This is a genomic window from Polaribacter aquimarinus (assembly GCF_003129485.1).
Taxonomy (GTDB): Bacteria; Bacteroidota; Bacteroidia; order Flavobacteriales; family Flavobacteriaceae; genus Polaribacter; species Polaribacter aquimarinus.
On the sequence record NZ_QFFG01000002.1, the window covers coordinates 780,214 to 796,394 of the forward strand.

Annotated in this window: 16 protein-coding genes and 1 tRNA gene; 3 read left to right on the forward strand and 14 right to left on the reverse strand. The window is 29.8% G+C overall.

Annotation, left to right across the window (positions count from 1 at the left end; genetic code table 11):
* Positions 1-4: 4 nt before the first annotated feature.
* From DIS07_RS07125 to msrB, 8 genes are read right to left on the reverse strand one after another with little or no spacing between them, the layout of a single operon-like run.
* Positions 5-595 (reverse strand): nucleotidyltransferase family protein, encoded by a 591-nt coding sequence (locus tag DIS07_RS07125; protein ID WP_109404523.1) that lies wholly within the window; start codon positions 593-595, stop codon positions 5-7.
* Positions 596-1,618 (reverse strand): XdhC family protein, encoded by a 1,023-nt coding sequence (locus DIS07_RS07130; protein ID WP_109404524.1) that lies wholly within the window; start codon positions 1,616-1,618, stop codon positions 596-598.
* Positions 1,619-1,662: 44 nt separating this feature from the next.
* The gene (locus DIS07_RS07135) at positions 1,663-2,151 is read right to left on the reverse strand and encodes a peptide-methionine (S)-S-oxide reductase (protein ID WP_109404525.1); all 489 of its coding nucleotides are present in this window, start codon (positions 2,149-2,151) and stop codon (positions 1,663-1,665) included.
* Entirely contained in the window at positions 2,142-3,086 is a 945-nt protein-coding gene (locus tag DIS07_RS07140) for an aldo/keto reductase (RefSeq protein ID WP_109404526.1), read from the reverse strand. Before DIS07_RS07140 ends, DIS07_RS07135 begins: the two co-directional genes overlap by 10 nt.
* 45 nt (positions 3,087-3,131) lie before the next feature.
* Entirely contained in the window at positions 3,132-4,688 is a 1,557-nt protein-coding gene (locus DIS07_RS07145; RefSeq protein ID WP_109404527.1) for a protein adenylyltransferase SelO, read from the reverse strand.
* A complete protein-coding gene (locus tag DIS07_RS07150) occupies positions 4,685-4,924 on the reverse strand; it encodes a glutaredoxin family protein (RefSeq protein WP_109404528.1) in 240 nt (79 codons plus the stop codon). The genes DIS07_RS07145 and DIS07_RS07150 overlap by 4 nt, the downstream gene beginning before the upstream one ends.
* Before the next feature lies 1 nt (position 4,925).
* Positions 4,926-5,462 (reverse strand): peptide-methionine (S)-S-oxide reductase MsrA, encoded by a 537-nt coding sequence (gene msrA / locus DIS07_RS07155; RefSeq protein WP_109404529.1) that lies wholly within the window; start codon positions 5,460-5,462, stop codon positions 4,926-4,928.
* Positions 5,455-5,913, reverse strand: coding sequence for a peptide-methionine (R)-S-oxide reductase MsrB (gene msrB / locus DIS07_RS07160; RefSeq protein ID WP_109404530.1), 459 nt, complete (start codon positions 5,911-5,913; stop codon positions 5,455-5,457). The genes msrA and msrB overlap by 8 nt, the downstream gene beginning before the upstream one ends.
* Positions 5,914-6,104: 191 nt before the next feature.
* Here msrB and DIS07_RS07165 point away from each other — a divergent pair, with 191 nt between their 5' ends.
* Positions 6,105-7,304 carry a Pycsar system effector family protein gene (locus DIS07_RS07165; RefSeq protein WP_109404531.1) on the forward strand — a complete coding sequence of 400 codons (1,200 nt, stop codon included), beginning with the start codon at positions 6,105-6,107 and terminating at the stop codon, positions 7,302-7,304.
* A gap of 10 nt (positions 7,305-7,314) precedes the next feature.
* On the opposite strand, the gene DIS07_RS07170 is transcribed toward DIS07_RS07165, so the two are convergent.
* The gene (locus tag DIS07_RS07170; RefSeq protein ID WP_109404532.1) at positions 7,315-9,702 is read right to left on the reverse strand and encodes a GAF domain-containing protein; all 2,388 of its coding nucleotides are present in this window, start codon (positions 9,700-9,702) and stop codon (positions 7,315-7,317) included.
* Positions 9,703-9,785: 83 nt separating this feature from the next.
* The gene (gene der, locus DIS07_RS07175) at positions 9,786-11,096 is read right to left on the reverse strand and encodes a ribosome biogenesis GTPase Der (RefSeq protein ID WP_109404533.1); all 1,311 of its coding nucleotides are present in this window, start codon (positions 11,094-11,096) and stop codon (positions 9,786-9,788) included.
* Between the two features lie 79 nt (positions 11,097-11,175).
* Between der and DIS07_RS07180 the strand changes: the two genes are divergently transcribed.
* Positions 11,176-11,700: a GTP-binding protein gene (locus DIS07_RS07180; RefSeq protein ID WP_146190717.1), complete on the forward strand. Its 525-nt coding sequence runs from the start codon at positions 11,176-11,178 to the stop codon at positions 11,698-11,700.
* On the opposite strand, the gene era is transcribed toward DIS07_RS07180, so the two are convergent.
* Positions 11,697-12,581 (reverse strand): GTPase Era, encoded by an 885-nt coding sequence (gene era / locus DIS07_RS07185; protein WP_109404535.1) that lies wholly within the window; start codon positions 12,579-12,581, stop codon positions 11,697-11,699. The genes DIS07_RS07180 and era overlap by 4 nt on opposite strands.
* Before the next feature lie 110 nt (positions 12,582-12,691).
* On the opposite strand from era, the gene DIS07_RS07190 reads away from it, so the two are divergent.
* Positions 12,692-12,764 (forward strand) — tRNA-Met (locus DIS07_RS07190).
* 425 nt (positions 12,765-13,189) lie between these two features.
* Here DIS07_RS07190 and DIS07_RS07195 read toward each other — a convergent pair.
* From DIS07_RS07195 to DIS07_RS07205, 3 genes are all read right to left on the reverse strand, one after another.
* A complete protein-coding gene (locus DIS07_RS07195; RefSeq protein ID WP_109404536.1) occupies positions 13,190-14,026 on the reverse strand; it encodes a toxin-antitoxin system YwqK family antitoxin in 837 nt (278 codons plus the stop codon).
* A 158-nt stretch (positions 14,027-14,184) separates the two neighbouring features.
* Positions 14,185-14,988: a DUF6896 domain-containing protein gene (locus tag DIS07_RS07200; protein WP_181374557.1), complete on the reverse strand. Its 804-nt coding sequence runs from the start codon at positions 14,986-14,988 to the stop codon at positions 14,185-14,187.
* 162 nt (positions 14,989-15,150) lie between these two features.
* Positions 15,151-15,825 carry a hypothetical protein gene (locus tag DIS07_RS07205; protein ID WP_109404537.1) on the reverse strand — a complete coding sequence of 225 codons (675 nt, stop codon included), beginning with the start codon at positions 15,823-15,825 and terminating at the stop codon, positions 15,151-15,153.
* Between the last annotated feature and the right edge of the window lie 356 nt (positions 15,826-16,181).

Genomic DNA, 16,181 nt, shown 5'->3' on the forward strand with positions numbered 1-16,181 from the left:
AAAATTAACCATTTATAAATTGTTTTAATTGCTTTAGGGTATCAATATCTGTAAGATTAGTAGTGGTTTTTGGTGATAAAACAGCATCTAAATTTTTGTTTAGAAATGTTTTAGCACCTTTATTTCCTTTAATTTTTAGTAAATCATCAAAATAAATGGATGGAATTAAAGCAGGTACTCCATACGTTTCTTTGTATTTGGAGGCAATAATTTTTGAAGGATTGACTTTAAATAAGTTAATCATATCATTTAAATAAGATAACTGAATTCCAGGTTGATCAGCCAGTAAAATTAGTACACTTTTTAAATTTGGTTGGGCTTTTTTTATGAAATCTAAACCTTTAGAAATACTTGAACTTAAACCCTCTTCAAAATTTTTATTTATGATAATTTGTGTGTTTTTAAAATTAATTTGATTTTCTATTTTCTCACGATTAGCACCTAAAACACAAAACGTATTTTTTGAAGTTATTTTAGTTGCTTTTTCTAATGTAATTTCCAAAAGTGTTTTGTTATCAATTGTAGCCAATTGTTTTATAGATTTCATTCTTGATGAGCTCCCAGCAGCCAAAACTAAAACAACAATATCACCCATTTATGACGTATGAATTTTACCGTTAATTTTACGAAGTGAAAAAGGTTCTTTTTTTCTAATTACAGCTAAAATTTCTGCAATAATAGAAACTGCAATTTCCTCTGGAGTTTGTGCGCCAATATGTAAACCAGCAGGTGTGTATATGTTGTCTAAAAATTCATCAGAAATGTTTGGGGTAAACTCAAACAACTCGTTAAACAGCCGTTCTCTTCTTTTTGGTGTCCCTAAAATACCTATGTATTTGGGATTGTATTCAGATAGTTTTATAACATATTTTAAATCTTGTACGTAACTATGATTCATAATTACAATAGCAGTGTTTTCTGTAATATCAGAAAATTGAATCGTTTCTGGGCTTTCACCAACAACAGAGTTTGCTCCAGGGAAATCAGATAACTTTTTGCTGTCTTTAGCAGAAGTAATGACATCTATTTCCCAACCAAGATTCGCTGCAATTCTACACAGTTTTACAGCATCGTGTTCACCACCAATAATAATCAATCTAAACGCAGGTTGTAAAACTTGTGTAATAGTATCTACTTCATCTTTTGAATTGATTGAAAAAGCATCAGAAAAAGTAAATTGTTGTTGATTTTTAAAAGTTACTGTAGAACCAAAATTGCCATAAGCTTCATCTTGTTTTATAAAATGACTCTCAATTTTTATTGGTTCTCTTGCTGTGGTTGTTTTATAAAATTCTTTTAAAAACTTAGTTGTAATAAAAAAAGGCTCAATTAATATGTAAAGAACTCCTTCACAACCCAATCTATATCTACCATCATAAGTAATTATTTTAGGTTTTTCATCAACAAAAACAGATTCACTTCGTTTAATAATTTCCTTTTCTACACAACCTCCAGAAACTGCACCAACAGAAGATAAATCTTCAGCAATTAACATTCTAACTCCAGGTTTTCTGTATGACGAACCTTCTAAAAAAACTACAGATGCCAACACATTTTTCAATCCTTTTTCTTGGTTGATGATAGCTTTATTTATAATTTCTTTGAGTTCGTGTATCATTATTAGAAATATGCTCTACGAATATAAAACTTTTAAAATTACATTTATTGGTAGATGCTATCTTTAAATTTCTTTTTTAGCAAGGTTAATTTTTGATTTATATAATTTTTACAAAATGGTTTTTCAGGATTCGATTGATAGTAATTCTGAAATTCTTTAGATGAAGGTTTAAATTGATTAAATTCTAAAATCTGTGTTATAATCTTGTTGTCAAATTGAAGTTGTAATTCATTAATTATTTTTAAACTTTCTTCTTTTTGTTGATTTGTAAAATAATAAATCGCAGAACGATATTTACTACGCATAGAATGATTACTTGTACTTTTATGCGTTACTAAATGAATTTCAATTAGGGTTTTTAAGTTGATTTTTGAGCTATCAAAATGAACTATAACAGCTTCAGAAAAAGTGTTGTTTTTTTCAGTTGAAGATACCCAACCTTGTTCCACTTTCTCAACTCCAAGTAACGATTGAAAAACAGCTTCTGTACACCAATGACACCCACCTCCAAAAGCAATTTTGCTTAATTCCATTCTAGTTTTTTTCTTTCGTCCCAATAAAAATCTGGAGAAACTTTAAAAGAACTTAGTAACTCAATATCATCATCAGAAAGCATAAAATAATTCGCTTTTAGATTTTCTGAAAATTGATTGGTATTACTTGCGCCACTTAAAACCGTAGCATTTGCAATTGTTTGTAAACTGTATTTTAATGAGATTGCATCCACTCCAACGTTGTGTTTTTGTGCTAAATTTTCTAAAGTCGAATACATTTTTTCATAGTGAGGATAGTTTTTATTGCTAAAAACACGACCATTTGCTAATGCTTCTTTAATAACAATTGATTTGTTTTGTTGCTGTAATTCATCAATAATTTCTAATAAACTTTGATCTAAAAAATTATAGGTCACTTGAAAAACATCAAATAATGGCTCTCCATCAACAAAAACAGTTAACGCTTTTTTAATCACTTCTACTTGATTTGTTCCTGTTGTGGTAATTCCGATTTTAAGATTGTGCTCTTTTTTTAAACGAACCAATTCATTTAAAACGCCTTCATTTTCTAAAACACCCGTTTCTAAAGTTGTAGAATGAATTTGATACACCTTAAAATAGGGTAGCAGTTGTTTTGAGAACTTCCACTGTTCTTTTAATTTAGCTAAACTATGTTCTTTTACTTCGTGGACTTTGGCATTTGCATCAAAATTTGCAGTGTAGGTATATCCCCATTTTGTGGCAACTTCAATTGAATCATCATCTTTGGTTTGCAACCATTCTAACAGTAATTCTTCAGCCAAACCATAACCTGGAGCTGTATCAAAATATCTTATTCCAAGATTATAAGCATCTTCCAAAACTTGAAAACTTTCTTGTCTAAATCGTTTTAAATTCGAGTTGTCGCAATTTTCTATACGCACATTAATGTATTGTGGCCTCCCTAGTGCAGCTGTTCCTAAACCTATTTTCATTTTTTAAATTTTTGTTTCTAACCTTTCAGTTGTGTTTATATACTTTTAAGAACTACAAGATAACATTGAACAACCTACTTTATGTCTTGCCCATTCAGGACGTTTTGTAAACCATTTTTGATTTTTTGGTTGTTCATCATATGGTTTTTTTAAGAGTTGAAATAATTCATCAATTAAAGTATAATCGCCTTGATCTGCTGCATCAATTGCCAATTGTGCCATATAATTACGTAAAACATATTTAGGATTTACAGCATTCATTTTTGCTTTTCTTTCATTGTTAGAAAGCTTCTCCTTTTTTAATCTTTCAGCATATGTGTTTAACCAAGTATTCCATAGTTGTTTTACTTCTTCAGAAATATTTTCAGCATCATAAAATGCATCTTCAATCACTTTTAAATTTGAATTTTCATCAGAAAAATTACTTAAATTTCTAAAGAAAATAGTCATATCAGTTTCTACCAATTGCAAAGTATCTTCTAAATTCTGAATGATGCCTAAATCGTTTTTATTATCTTCAAATAAACCTAATTTTGATTTCATCATTGTCAACGATTTTTGCTCAAAATTTGTTTTATATTCAGCCAAAATAGCTTCTAAAGGTTCAACTTCTTCAATTAACGGATACAGTGCATTTGCTAATTGAAACAAATTCCACAAGCCAATATTTGGCTGATTTCCATATCTGTAACGTTTGTGTTGTCTGTCAGTAGTGTTTGGTGTCCACCCAAAATCGAACCCTTCTAACCAACCATATGGGCCATAATCGATGGTTAAACCTAAGATGGACATATTATCCGTATTCATAACTCCGTGAACAAAACCCACCCTTTGCCAATGAATTATCATTTCTAAAGTACGTTTAGAAACTTCTTTGAAAAAGTTGATATAGGTTTCTTTAGATGGTTTTCCTATATGATTAAAATGATGTTTGATGGTATAATCTACCAAAATTTTAAGGTTTTTTACATCTTTTCTAGCTGTAAAAATTTCAAAATTCCCAAAACGTAAAAATGATGGAGAAATTCTAGATACGATTGCCCCTTTTTCGTAAGCAGGATTGCCATTATACAAAACATCTCTTAAAACATCATCGCCAGTTAAACTTAAAGACAAAGATCTCGTTGTTGGCACACCCAAATGAAACATAGCTTCTGCACATAAATATTCTCTAATTGACGAGCGCAAAACAGCTAAACCATCTGCTGTTCTAGAATACGGAGTTTCTCCTGCACCTTTTAATTGTACTTTCCAATTTTTGTTGTGATGTTCAACTTCGAATAAATTGATGGCTCTTCCATCACCTAATTGTCCTGCCCAATTACCAAATTGATGCCCTGCATAACACATTGCATAGGGTTTTGTATTCGGGTAAATTTCATTTCCAGTTACAACATCTCTAAAAAAATCTGTTTGTAATTCTTCTGATGAAATACCTAATTCATTAGCCATTTCTTGCGAAGTGTGAATCACTTTTGGCTCTTTTGTTTTTTTCGGATTTACATGCGAAAATACGGCTTCAGTAACTTGTCTTCTTGAGTTTTCAAGAATTGGGTCTGCAGGTAATTTTGTAGTAAAAGTATCTTTTATGTTTAGTTTCATAGTAGTTTATCTATCCATTTTTGAAGCTCTTTATCAGAAGGATTTCTCAACTTTTTTTGGTTGATGGTTATTGTAGGAAAATTCAATTTCCGATTCTCATACAAGTTACGTAATTCTTCTGCAAAATCTTCATTTTGTTCTACATCTAAAAACGCGTAATCTAAGTTACGCGTTTCTAAAAATGTTTTATAGTATTGAGTTTTATGGCATCTTTCTGCACCATATAATTTAATCATCTTACTTTAATTTATCAGCGTGTAATTTTCTCAATTTTGATAATTTTGGAGCAATTACAAAACTACAATATCCTTGTTGCGTGTTTTCTCTGTAATAGTTTTGATGTTCTTGTTCTGCTTCATAAAAAACTGGCAAAGGACTAATTTCAGTCACAATTTTATCATCATAATAAGGCTGAATCTGTTTTAAAACTTCATCAGATATCAGTTTCTGATTCTCATTGTTATAAAAAATGACAGATCTGTATTGAGTACCTCTATCTGCACCTTGTCTGTTTAAAGTAGTAGGGTCGTGAGTTGTCATAAAAATCACTAAAATATCTTCAAACGAAATGATATTTGCATCAAATGTAATTTGAATTACCTCTGCATGTCCTGTTAATCCTGAACAAATTTCTCTATAGGTTGGTTTCCCAGGAGCATTACCTCCTGCATAACCTGAAATTACTTTTTCTACACCTTTTACTTCTTGGAATACAGCTTCTGTACACCAAAAACAACCACCTCCTAAAGTGGCTAATTGTAAATCTTTACTCATTTTTTTCTCCTTTCTCTAATTGCATAGATTCAGAATTAATACAATAACGCAATCCACTAGGTTCTGGTCCATCAGGAAAAACATGTCCTAAATGCCCATCACAACTGTTACACATTACTTCTACGCGAATCATACCAAAAGAAATATCTTTATGGTATTTTATGGCATTTTCTTTAATAGGTTGTGTAAAACTTGGCCATCCCGAACTAGAATCGAACTTTATGGTAGAATCGAATAAAGGCGTATTGCAACAAATACAATTGTATTGACCTTCATCATAAATACTACATAAGGCTCCACTATGTGGTCTTTCTGTTCCTTTTTGTCTTGTAATTCTAAATTGCTCTTCAGTTAAAAGAGACTTCCATTCTGTTTCGGATTTCTCAACTCTTTTATCTGGAGTTGGGTTTCCTTTTGTTGTGAAGTTGATTACTTCTTTCCAAGTTAGCATATATTGTTTCCTTTCTTTTCTAAATTAATATTGATATGCTTTCCATTTTATTAGACGTTAAATAACTTGTTAACTTACAAATAATTCTTAATTTGTAGGCTTTGAAAGCAATACATAAATTTACGACGAATATCAATAAAAGGAAAAGTTAGACTGTAAGTTCTTTCGATTCTTTTATAAAATAATCTTATATGAGTACTTTAATTGTTGATACTGAAAAATTTGTTTTTAACTTGTTGAGTAATGAGCTTGATACAAAGTATGTGTATCATAATTTAGCGCATACACAACGCGTTGTAGAGAAAACAAAAGAACTCGCAGAAAAATTAAAAATCGCCCAAACTGATGCCCAAAATTTAGAGGTAGCTGCTTGGTTTCATGATACTGGATTTGTAGATGGAGCTGACAACCATGAAGAGAAAAGTGTAAAAATTGTAACTGATTTTTTAAAAGGAAAGAAAATTTCTGATAAAAGAATTGAAGCTATTTCTAAATTAGTTTTAGCTACAAAAATGAATCATCAACCAAAAGATAATTTAGAAAAAATAATAATGGATGCTGATTGTGCGCATTTAGCTTCAAAAAATTTTTTCGATTATACTTCTTTATTGAGAAAAGAGTGGGAATTAACAGGCTTGAAAAATATTTCTGATGAAAAATGGATAAAAGAAAATATTAACTTTTTTACAATTCAACATCGTTTTAATACCACATATGCCTTAAAAAAATGGACAAAAAGGAAAGAGAAGAATCTTTCTAAATTGATGAAAAATCTTAAAGAATTAAAAAATGATATTAAAAAGTTTAATCAGAAACAAGAAGCATTAGAACTCAAAAAAGATAAAACTGAAGCACCAGAAAGAGGTATTGAAACCATGTTTAGAGTTGCTCTCAGAAATCATATTACCTTAAGTGATATTGCCGATACCAAAGCCAATATTTTATTGTCTGTCAATGCAATTATTATTTCTATGACGTTGTCTACTTTAATACCAAAATTAGACAATCCTTCTAATAATTATTTAATTATACCATCAATTATTTTTGTATTATTTACCGTAGTTTCTATCGTGCTCTCTATTCTAGCTACAAGACCAAATGTAACACAAGGAAGATTTAGTAAAGAAGATGTGGCTAATAAAAAAGTAAATCTATTATTCTTTGGAAACTTTCATCAAATGAAACTAAATGATTTTGAATGGGGAATTCAAGAAATGATGAAAGATAGAGAATATTTATACAGTTCTTTAACTAAAGATTTGTATTTCTTAGGCTTGGTGTTAAATAGAAAGTACAGTCTTTTAAGACACACCTACACGGTGTTTATGGTTGGTATTATTTTAAGTGTTATTGCTTTTGCTATTGCTTTTTCATTTCAAGGAATAGTTTAAAAAAAATAATTTATGCTTCAATTTCTTTAATTAAATCATCAAAAGAAAAGGTGTTTTTTTCTTTAAAATCTTTTTGATAAATAACTTCAACTCGAAGTGCTTTTAATCCTGAAACACCCTGTAAGTCTTCTAACTCTAAATATTCTAATTTACCCAATTGATTTTTAGATTGAAGGTACTTGATGTATTTTGTGTATTCTAAAGCATCTTTTTCTTGAGAATATACAATAGCAATTTTTCCAGGAACAGTTAACCTTTCTTCCGAGCCTTTTAAGTGTGCTTTATCAATTCGTTTTTTAATGATTTCATAACGAATGTTGTAAGCACCGTCAACATCAAATTGTTTTTCATCCATCCTAAACTTGATAGCCATGGCATTACTATGGACTAAAATTAAGGATGCAACACGTAAATCATTTTTCATGTTGCTAAGCTCAAAATAGGCTACATTTTCCATTTCGTAAGTAACTTGTAGTTGCCACAAACGTAAATTGTACAAGTACAATTTATCAAAAGTTTTATTTTTGGTAATAGACTGCCCAATGTACATATTGTATTCTACTCCATCAGTTTTGTATCGCTCAAAATAATGAGGAAACATTTCTTGGGCTTCTTTTTGTTTATTGTCAATAAATCTTGCTAATTTATCATTCAAAAGAGTAACACTCTCTTCGTATTCTTTTCTTTTTTCGTAGACAACATTTAAATTTTTATCTAAACGATTCATATAAGTATCAACCTTTTTAGAATGTTTGCTGCTAATTTCTTTGATATGACTAAAAACGGGATAAATTTCTCTGCTTAAAAACTCTAAAATACTTACTTCATCACCAGCACTTAAACCAGATTTGACATCGTTAAGATAGGTCGAAACACGAAACATTAATTCGTTATAAATCGGCAATTTTTCAGTTTCACAAGCGTTTTCAAGAACAGAAATAGCTAAAGTTAATTGTGTAGTTAAGTCTTCTTTAATTGCTATATTTCTTGCCGTTGAAGATCCTTTTATATCGCTTTGGCCAAATAATGGATAAACATCATTAAAAACAATTTCATCTAATGCAGCATTCTCATCTGTTTGATGTTCAAAATGATACTTTTCAGCAGCTTCATAAAAACGCCACTTTACAGAATTATGTATTGAAGTATAATTTTCTTGAATTGTGGCTTCTAAAACATTCTGACGTTCTTCTGAAACCCTTTTGACAGCAGCTTCAAAAACAGGTATGATGTCTTTAAGTTTATTAATGTTTACAGAGTTTAATTCATAAGCTCTAGGCGATGCAATTTCTAATAAAGCTAAGTCACCATTGTTAGTAGCTTTTATTGGAATTAAGATGATACTTTTAATCCCTGAATCATATAAACTTTGATAAAAATCATTTTTGCCAGTTAGAGAGCCATATTCGTCAATATCAGAAATAATAAAAGTCTCGTGATTTTTAAAAACCTTTTGTATTATTCTATTGCAAAAATAACCTGTTCCACAAACTATTTCAGAATTCTTATTTAAAACAATACTATTAGATTTTTTTATAGCTGCCTCACAAACTTTATGGTTTACATTGTCAAAAATTGAATATCCTAGTTTTAAATCTTTAATGGCGTAAAAATCTCTTAAGTTATTTTGAAGTTTAAAAATTAAATCATCTCCACCAGCTAAAAGGTTTGCTTTGATAGAAGACAACATTTCTTCTGAAGTAACATCAAATAAATTAACCAATCCAAAACCTTTAAAAATATAACTATTTGGCGGAAATTTTTCCTTCCATAAATCTATGTTTTCAAAATTGTTTAAAAGCTCTTTAAAATCTTCTTGAGTTAAATTCGGTGCATTTTCTGTGGGTGTAATATCAGAGAAATCACCATTAAAGGCAGCTCTATAATACTTCATTGTGCCCGTAGTTTGATCAGGAATATCAAAGTAAAAAGGTCTTTTAATATCAATATTATAGCCATAAACAAAACCTAAAATAAATGTACAGGCCATAACATACATACTGTCATCCTCAAAATTGCGAACCGTCAATTCGTAATCTTCTCCTGCATTTTTAAGAATGTTTTCAAACCGATCAGTAAATTTAAAAGAAGTAAATGAAAACGGTACACTAGCAGCTTTAATTTCGTTAAGAAGTAAAGATTCTGGAAATAAAGGGTTTAGTAATAAATTAATTTGCTCTTTATATTTTTCTAACAATGAGTAATCAGAAAACCCGTCATTTAATTCAGGGTGTTTCTTAAATAAATCCACCATTTTAACAGCCGAAGTATGAAAAGGGTGTTTTTCGAATTCTGGATGGGCATATTTTTCGAACAATACAAATACCTTTTTAAAGGAAATATATAGTTGAAGAGGTAATTCAACATCTTCAATTTTATTTGACTCTACGATTTTCATTGTTCAATAAATTTAAGAATAGGTATATGTTCCTATTTTAGACGAAAAATAGGGTTAAAAGTTACAAACAAAAAAATAAATGATTATTTCTGTCTAAAATAAATGGTTATTGGTATTCCTGTAAAGTTGTAAATCTCTCGTAATTTGTTTTCTACAAAACGTTTGTAAGGATCTTTTACATATTGAGGTAAATTACAGAAAAATGCAAATTGCGGGGTTGGAGTAGGCAATTGCATACAATATTTAATTTTTACAAATTTTCCTTTTGTTGCTGGAGGCGGATAACTTTTTACCACCTCTAACATAGTGTCATTAAACTTACTTGTTGGAATTCTATTTTTTCTATTATTAAAAACATCTACAGCGGTTTCAATTGCTTTAAATAAACGTTGTTTTGTAAGTGCAGAAATAAAAACTATAGGCACATCAGTAAAGGGTTCTATTTGTTTTCTAACCATGGCTTCAAAATCGCGCATGGTGTTGGTCTCTTTTTCAATTAAGTCCCATTTATTAATTAGTATAACAATTCCTTTTCTATTTTTTTCTGCCAACCAAAATATATTTTGATCTTGACCTTCAAAACCACGAGTAGCATCAACCACTAAAATAATTACATCAGAATACTCAATAGAACGTACGGCACGCATTACTGAATAAAATTCTAAATCTTCTTTAACTCTCGATTTTTTTCTGATTCCAGCTGTATCAACCAAATTAAAATCGAAACCAAAACGGTTGTATTTTGTGTCAATTGAGTCTCTTGTTGTACCAGCAATATTGGTTACAATATTTCTGTCTTCACCAATTAAAGCATTTATAAATGATGATTTTCCTGCATTTGGTCTTCCAACAACAGCAAATCTTGGTAACTCTTCTTTTTCTAAATCAACTTCTTCAGGTTCTGGCATTTTTTCTGCTAAAGCATCTAATAAATCTCCAGTTCCACTTCCGTTGATGGATGAAATTGTATGATAATCCCCTAAACCTAAATTATAAAATTCAACAGCATCAGCAGCTCTCATTGCATTGTCAACTTTATTAACGGCAATAAAAATTGGTTTTTTTACTTTTCGTAAAAGTTTAGCAACTTCAGCATCCATTGGTGTAATTCCTTCTTCTACATCTACCACAAAAACAATAATATCAGCTTCTTCAATGGCCAGAGCCACTTGTTTTCTAATTTCACCTTCAAAAATATCATCAGAACCCACAATATAACCACCTGTGTCTATTACAGAAAACTCCTTTCCATTCCAATCAGATTTTCCATAATGTCTGTCTCTTGTAACTCCGCTAACAGAATCTACAATTGCTTCTCTGCGCTGTACCAATCTATTAAAAAGTGTCGACTTTCCAACATTAGGTCTTCCTACTATGGCAACTATGCTATTCATTTGAATTGAAATTTTTTGCAAAGATACAATTTACTATATGATAAATAATTGTAAATTTAAACAGTTTAAAAAGTATGGTATGAATGATAATCGTAATGTATTAATTGAAAAACGAAATAGTGAAATTAACCTGCGGCCAAGGTTTTCGATTGATCTACAAGAAAATTCAGAAAGCTTGTTACAAAGAATTACAGATTATTTAAAAAGCGAAGAGTGTGTTTATAAACATAGAGTAGTAGATAGCCATTTTTTTATTGATATTCCTGAAAATAAAAGTCATTTTTGGTCACCTCAATTGCATTTTGAAGTTGTAAAAGTTGATGAAAACTCATCAACTATAAAAGGATTATTTGGGCCAAAACCACAGGTTTGGACACTTTTTATGTTTGTTCATTTTGTAGTAACTACAATGTTTTTAGGATTTGGAGTAATGACTTATGTGAGGTATCGTTTGGATGAGAGTTTAATTTTTCCAATTGCAATGTTGGTTGCATTACCACTAATTTGGATATTGTTATATTTTTTAGGAAAAATTGGAAAAGATACTGGTAAAAATCAAATGAAAGAACTGCACGATTTAGTGATTGGTATAATTAATAATTAGTTTTGATTGTATCCAAAACGTTTTAATTGATTTTTATCGCTTCTCCAATTTTTATTGACCTTTACATAGAGTTCTATAAAAACTTTCTTTTGAAAAAAACGTTCTAAATCTTTTCTTGCTTCTGCTCCAACACGTTTTATAGCAGAACCTTTATGTCCAATAATAATTCCTTTTTGAGTATCTCTTTCTACCATAATAATAGAACGAATTCTTACTAAATTTTCTTCTTCAATAAAGCTTTCTGTTTCTACTTCTACAGAATACGGAATCTCTTTTTTATAGTGGGTTAAGATTTTTTCACGAATTTTCTCATTTACAAAAAAGCGTTCGGGTTTATCTGTTAATTGATCTTTTGGGTAAAAAGGTGGTCCTTCTGGAAGTAATTCTATAATTTTATAAAAAACAGCATCCACATTAAATTTTTCTAGAGCAGAAATTACGTACACAAAAGAATTTGGTACTTTTTGTCTCCAATAGGCTATTTTTCTATCAACTTCTTCTTTGTTCGATTTGTCAATTTTATTCAATAATAAAATCACAGGGATTTTACTATTAATAATTTTATTGAAGAAAGCCTCATTTTTTAAAGCAGTTTCACCAACTTCAACCATGTAAATTAATACATCGGCATCATCTAAAGCAGATTTCACAAAATCCATCATAGACGTTTGTAACTCATAAGCAGGTTTTATAATTCCAGGAGTGTCAGAAAACACAATTTGATATTCATCGTGATTAACAATACCCAAAATTCGATGTCTTGTTGTTTGCGCTTTTGGTGTTATGATGGATAATTTTTCGCCCACCAAAGCATTCATCAAGGTAGATTTTCCCACATTAGGATTTCCAATAATATTTACAAAACCGGCTTTATGAATCATGATACAAATATAGTTTGTTTTGTTAAGCGACTATAATATAAGCTGATAAAAAATAAATGAAATAAAGTTTGGAAAATACTTAGGTTGTGTTGTATATTTGCAGTCCAAATCGCGGGATAGAGCAGTAGGTAGCTCGTCGGGCTCATAACCCGAAGGTCACTGGTTCGAGTCCAGTTCCCGCTACTAGACTTAATGCTTATAGAATCAACGAATTGTTTACGAACAATTCGTTTTTTTATGCCCATATCTTTCTTACTTTTACGTACCGTAAACGCTACCGCAAACGTTTTTACTATGAAATTGAATTATTCTGAGTTAAGAATCTACATTTAAGGGGTTGATGTATCTAAATGTTCTAAGCTAATAAATAAACAAAAAAACAAAACACCAATTAAAGATGGTTTAAAGAACTTACCATGAAGTTTTAGTAATTATAAGAAATCTGAAAGCTTATATTCAGGGGAGAGATATTATTATAATGATCTTAAAAAGATAGTTGTTTGTAGTTAGAACAATTTTTAATAACCTACAAAAATCTAGCGAAACTGAACCTATTATTAAGAAGTAAGAGAAATTTCTGAGTAATCAATTATAGAGGTAGTTAGTGATTAGCTTTTTTTTAATTCAGTTTCTATTATTTTTCCATCTTTCCAAGTCTCAATTTTTGTCATTTCTCCTTTGTAATTATAGAAATATTGTTTGTTAATTGGTTTGTCGTTTTTAAAAATACCCTCGTATTTTGTATTTCCATTTTCGTAAAATTCACGATAAATTCCGTTTTTGTCAAGGTCAATAATTTCTGATTCCTTTTTTAAAAATCCGTTTTTATAATATTCTTTAAAACTCTCTTTTTCAATGTCATCTTTTAATTCTTGGATTACTCTTTGAATTTTTAATGAGCCATCTTTATAATATTCATTTTCTATAGTTCTTTTTAAATCGTGTTCATCATGTTTACTATATTCATAAGAGAAAGTAGAAGTTTTTGCTAAAAGTCCGTTTTCATAGAACTCTTGAGTTCCCATTTTTTTGTTGGCACTATAAAAATCAATCCAATATAATTTTCCATCCTTTTGATAGTTGAAAAAATTCCCTTGTTTTAATCCACAGAAATAGTTGTATTTAGATTCGAGAATTCCATTTTCATAATAATCTTTCCATTCTCCATGTTTTTTTCCTTCCCTAATTGTCGAATTATTTCCAACTCCACAACCTCCAACATAGATTTTTGTATAATTTGTTTCGTATTCACAATTCTTAAATTCTCCGATTGTTTTAATCTTTCCGTTTTTATAATATTCTGTGTATTTTCCAATTAAAATACTATCGATTAAAAATCCTTGAATTTTGATTTGTCCATTATCATATTTCTCAACATATTCTGTCTGCGAGTTAATTAAACTCGAAACTAAAATGGTAAGAAGTAATAATAATTGGTATTTCATAAAATTGGTTTCAGCTTGTGCCTAACGTGTTTGTATAAGCTTTGTTGCTGTGGTTTAAGCACTAAAGTTAGCAAATAAATCACAGATAGAAAGTCCTCGAGAACTTTCGTAAATTGGCTAAAACCAGCAATTGATTTTACACGGCTTAAGTTCGTTTTTTATTTTTTCAGTCCAAGGAATTTCCAAATATTAAATTTCGAGTTTCCCACTTGTTTATTTTGTTTTTCGTTCTGTTCGTCTAATTCTTCACAAGACTTAATATTTACTTTTTCTCTATCAGTTACTACAATTCCAAAATGGTTTCCAATATTTGAGCTTATTCGTTCAAATTTACCGAGTGAAATCATTTTCTCGTTTATTCGAATTCCGTCAGCATAATCTTCATAAATCTCAATAGGTAAAGGTTTATAGTTAGGTGTTGATTTAATATACTTTGTAAAAAAATATGGGTCTAAATCTCCAAATTCTAAACCGAAAACTAACGGAACTTCTATAGTTTGTCCTGTCGTTTTATTTTCAAATCCGCAATGAAATCCGTGTACAAAGTATTTCCAATTTTCTACTTTTCCAATTTGTTTTTTTCCAGATTTTAGTGCGTTAAAAGTGCCTAAAGGAAAATCTTCATTTAATTTTAAATTAAGCTTATTAATTAGTTTAAAAAGTAATACTTTTCCTAATTCTCTATAATCTTTTGCGCATTGTTCGAAGAAGTCTTGGTTACTTACAATTTCCTCGTCTGTTATTAGTTTTGCTATATTTATTTCAGGCTCGATAGTATGAATTCCAACTTGAAATCCTAAAAGTTCTTTTTTTAGATTTTCTCCGATTTTTTCTCTTTTACTTTTGACCTCATTTTCAAAAACAAGTTTTAAAGTCTTTTCTCTTGGAATTGACTTAATTCGTTCGAGTGAAGGTAATTCCTTAATTGAATTTATTGAAATTATGTCAGTCTTTCTAATCAATGTTATCGGGTTTGTAAATGACGCACAACGGTAGGTATAACCGAAGTTACGGGATTAAAGTTAATGATTTTCGGCTTATCACAGACATTAGCAATTGGGAGTGGGTTCGGACGTAGTCGAATCCGCCGTAATTGCGGTTATACATTGTTGTGCGTTCGTACATTATTTAGCTTTTATTTTGCTATAAATCTTTCCTTTCCAAGATAATTTTTCCTTTTCCTCCAAAGTGTTATTAAAATTGAAATCAAATACAGCTTTAATGATTCCTTTCTGGAGCAAAAGTCTGTCTATAAAAATTTTTCCGTTTTTCAAATCAAAAATATGATTTCCTAAATCTTTGAAACTGTTAAAATCATTCCAAGCATAGCAATAATCATTATCTAATTTAATATGCAAATGACTATATCCAGAAACATTGTTTATTGTTTCCCCTTTAATCTCTCCATTTTCCATTCTTTTAAATTCAAAATGGTTATAAACAGTACTTTCATATACATTCGCTACGGATTTAATTGAGTGAAATATATGAGTCGTATCAACAATTTTATAGTATTCAGCTAATGAGTCTTTATATATTCTATTGTTTTCGTCATACTTTCTTGTTATAGTCTCCCCAATTTCTTCAGGAACCATTCCAGGATCTAGCCTTAATTCTCCATTTTGATTTTTGTAAATACCATCTCCATAACTCCATTTCTCTTTAAAAGAGAAATCTCCATTTAGATTTTCGACCCACTCAATTTTTATTTTATTTTCAGAAATATCTTTTTTTTCATTCGTTTTACAAGAAATTCCGATTAAGAATAAAAGTGAAATAATTATAAAGTTTATTTTCATATGAGTACAGTTTGGGTATGACGCACAACGGTCTGGTGTATGGCTCGTTGCGGAAAATCAGCTATGATTTTCCGTCGTAACCGAAAGATAGCAAATTGCAATGAATTCCGATTAGGAATTCAGTCGCAATGAGCTATACACGTCTTAAGTTTGTCTTTTACTAATTTTGATATATAATCAGAAAGAATAAAAGAGAGAATTAAGGTTAATATACACGGTGAAGCTTTAGACTTCGACAACATTGGTAATCCTCTCTCTTTTCTACTTTTAAACACGTTCAGTTCTGTGAGACCTAGATCTCGATTTCAAGTTGTTGTGCTTATAAGTAGCTTATTCTTTCATAAATCATTTCTTAT

Coding starts and splice junctions, on each gene's coding strand:
- DIS07_RS07125 (WP_109404523.1), bottom strand. CDS start 595: ATGGGTGATATTGTTGTTTTAGTTTTGGCTGCTGGGAGCTCATCAAGA.
- DIS07_RS07140 (WP_109404526.1), bottom strand. CDS start 3,086: ATGAAAATAGGTTTAGGAACAGCTGCACTAGGGAGGCCACAATACATT.
- DIS07_RS07145 (WP_109404527.1), bottom strand. CDS start 4,688: ATGAAACTAAACATAAAAGATACTTTTACTACAAAATTACCTGCAGAC.
- DIS07_RS07130 (WP_109404524.1), bottom strand. CDS start 1,618: ATGATACACGAACTCAAAGAAATTATAAATAAAGCTATCATCAACCAA.
- DIS07_RS07195 (WP_109404536.1), bottom strand. CDS start 14,026: ATGAAATACCAATTATTATTACTTCTTACCATTTTAGTTTCGAGTTTA.
- DIS07_RS07150 (WP_109404528.1), bottom strand. CDS start 4,924: ATGATTAAATTATATGGTGCAGAAAGATGCCATAAAACTCAATACTAT.
- era (WP_109404535.1), bottom strand. CDS start 12,581: ATGATTCATAAAGCCGGTTTTGTAAATATTATTGGAAATCCTAATGTG.
- msrB (WP_109404530.1), bottom strand. CDS start 5,913: ATGCTAACTTGGAAAGAAGTAATCAACTTCACAACAAAAGGAAACCCA.
- DIS07_RS07180 (WP_146190717.1), top strand. CDS start 11,176: ATGAATGATAATCGTAATGTATTAATTGAAAAACGAAATAGTGAAATT.
- DIS07_RS07205 (WP_109404537.1), bottom strand. CDS start 15,825: ATGAAAATAAACTTTATAATTATTTCACTTTTATTCTTAATCGGAATT.
- msrA (WP_109404529.1), bottom strand. CDS start 5,462: ATGAGTAAAGATTTACAATTAGCCACTTTAGGAGGTGGTTGTTTTTGG.
- DIS07_RS07165 (WP_109404531.1), top strand. CDS start 6,105: ATGAGTACTTTAATTGTTGATACTGAAAAATTTGTTTTTAACTTGTTG.
- DIS07_RS07170 (WP_109404532.1), bottom strand. CDS start 9,702: ATGAAAATCGTAGAGTCAAATAAAATTGAAGATGTTGAATTACCTCTT.
- DIS07_RS07135 (WP_109404525.1), bottom strand. CDS start 2,151: ATGGAATTAAGCAAAATTGCTTTTGGAGGTGGGTGTCATTGGTGTACA.
- der (WP_109404533.1), bottom strand. CDS start 11,096: ATGAATAGCATAGTTGCCATAGTAGGAAGACCTAATGTTGGAAAGTCG.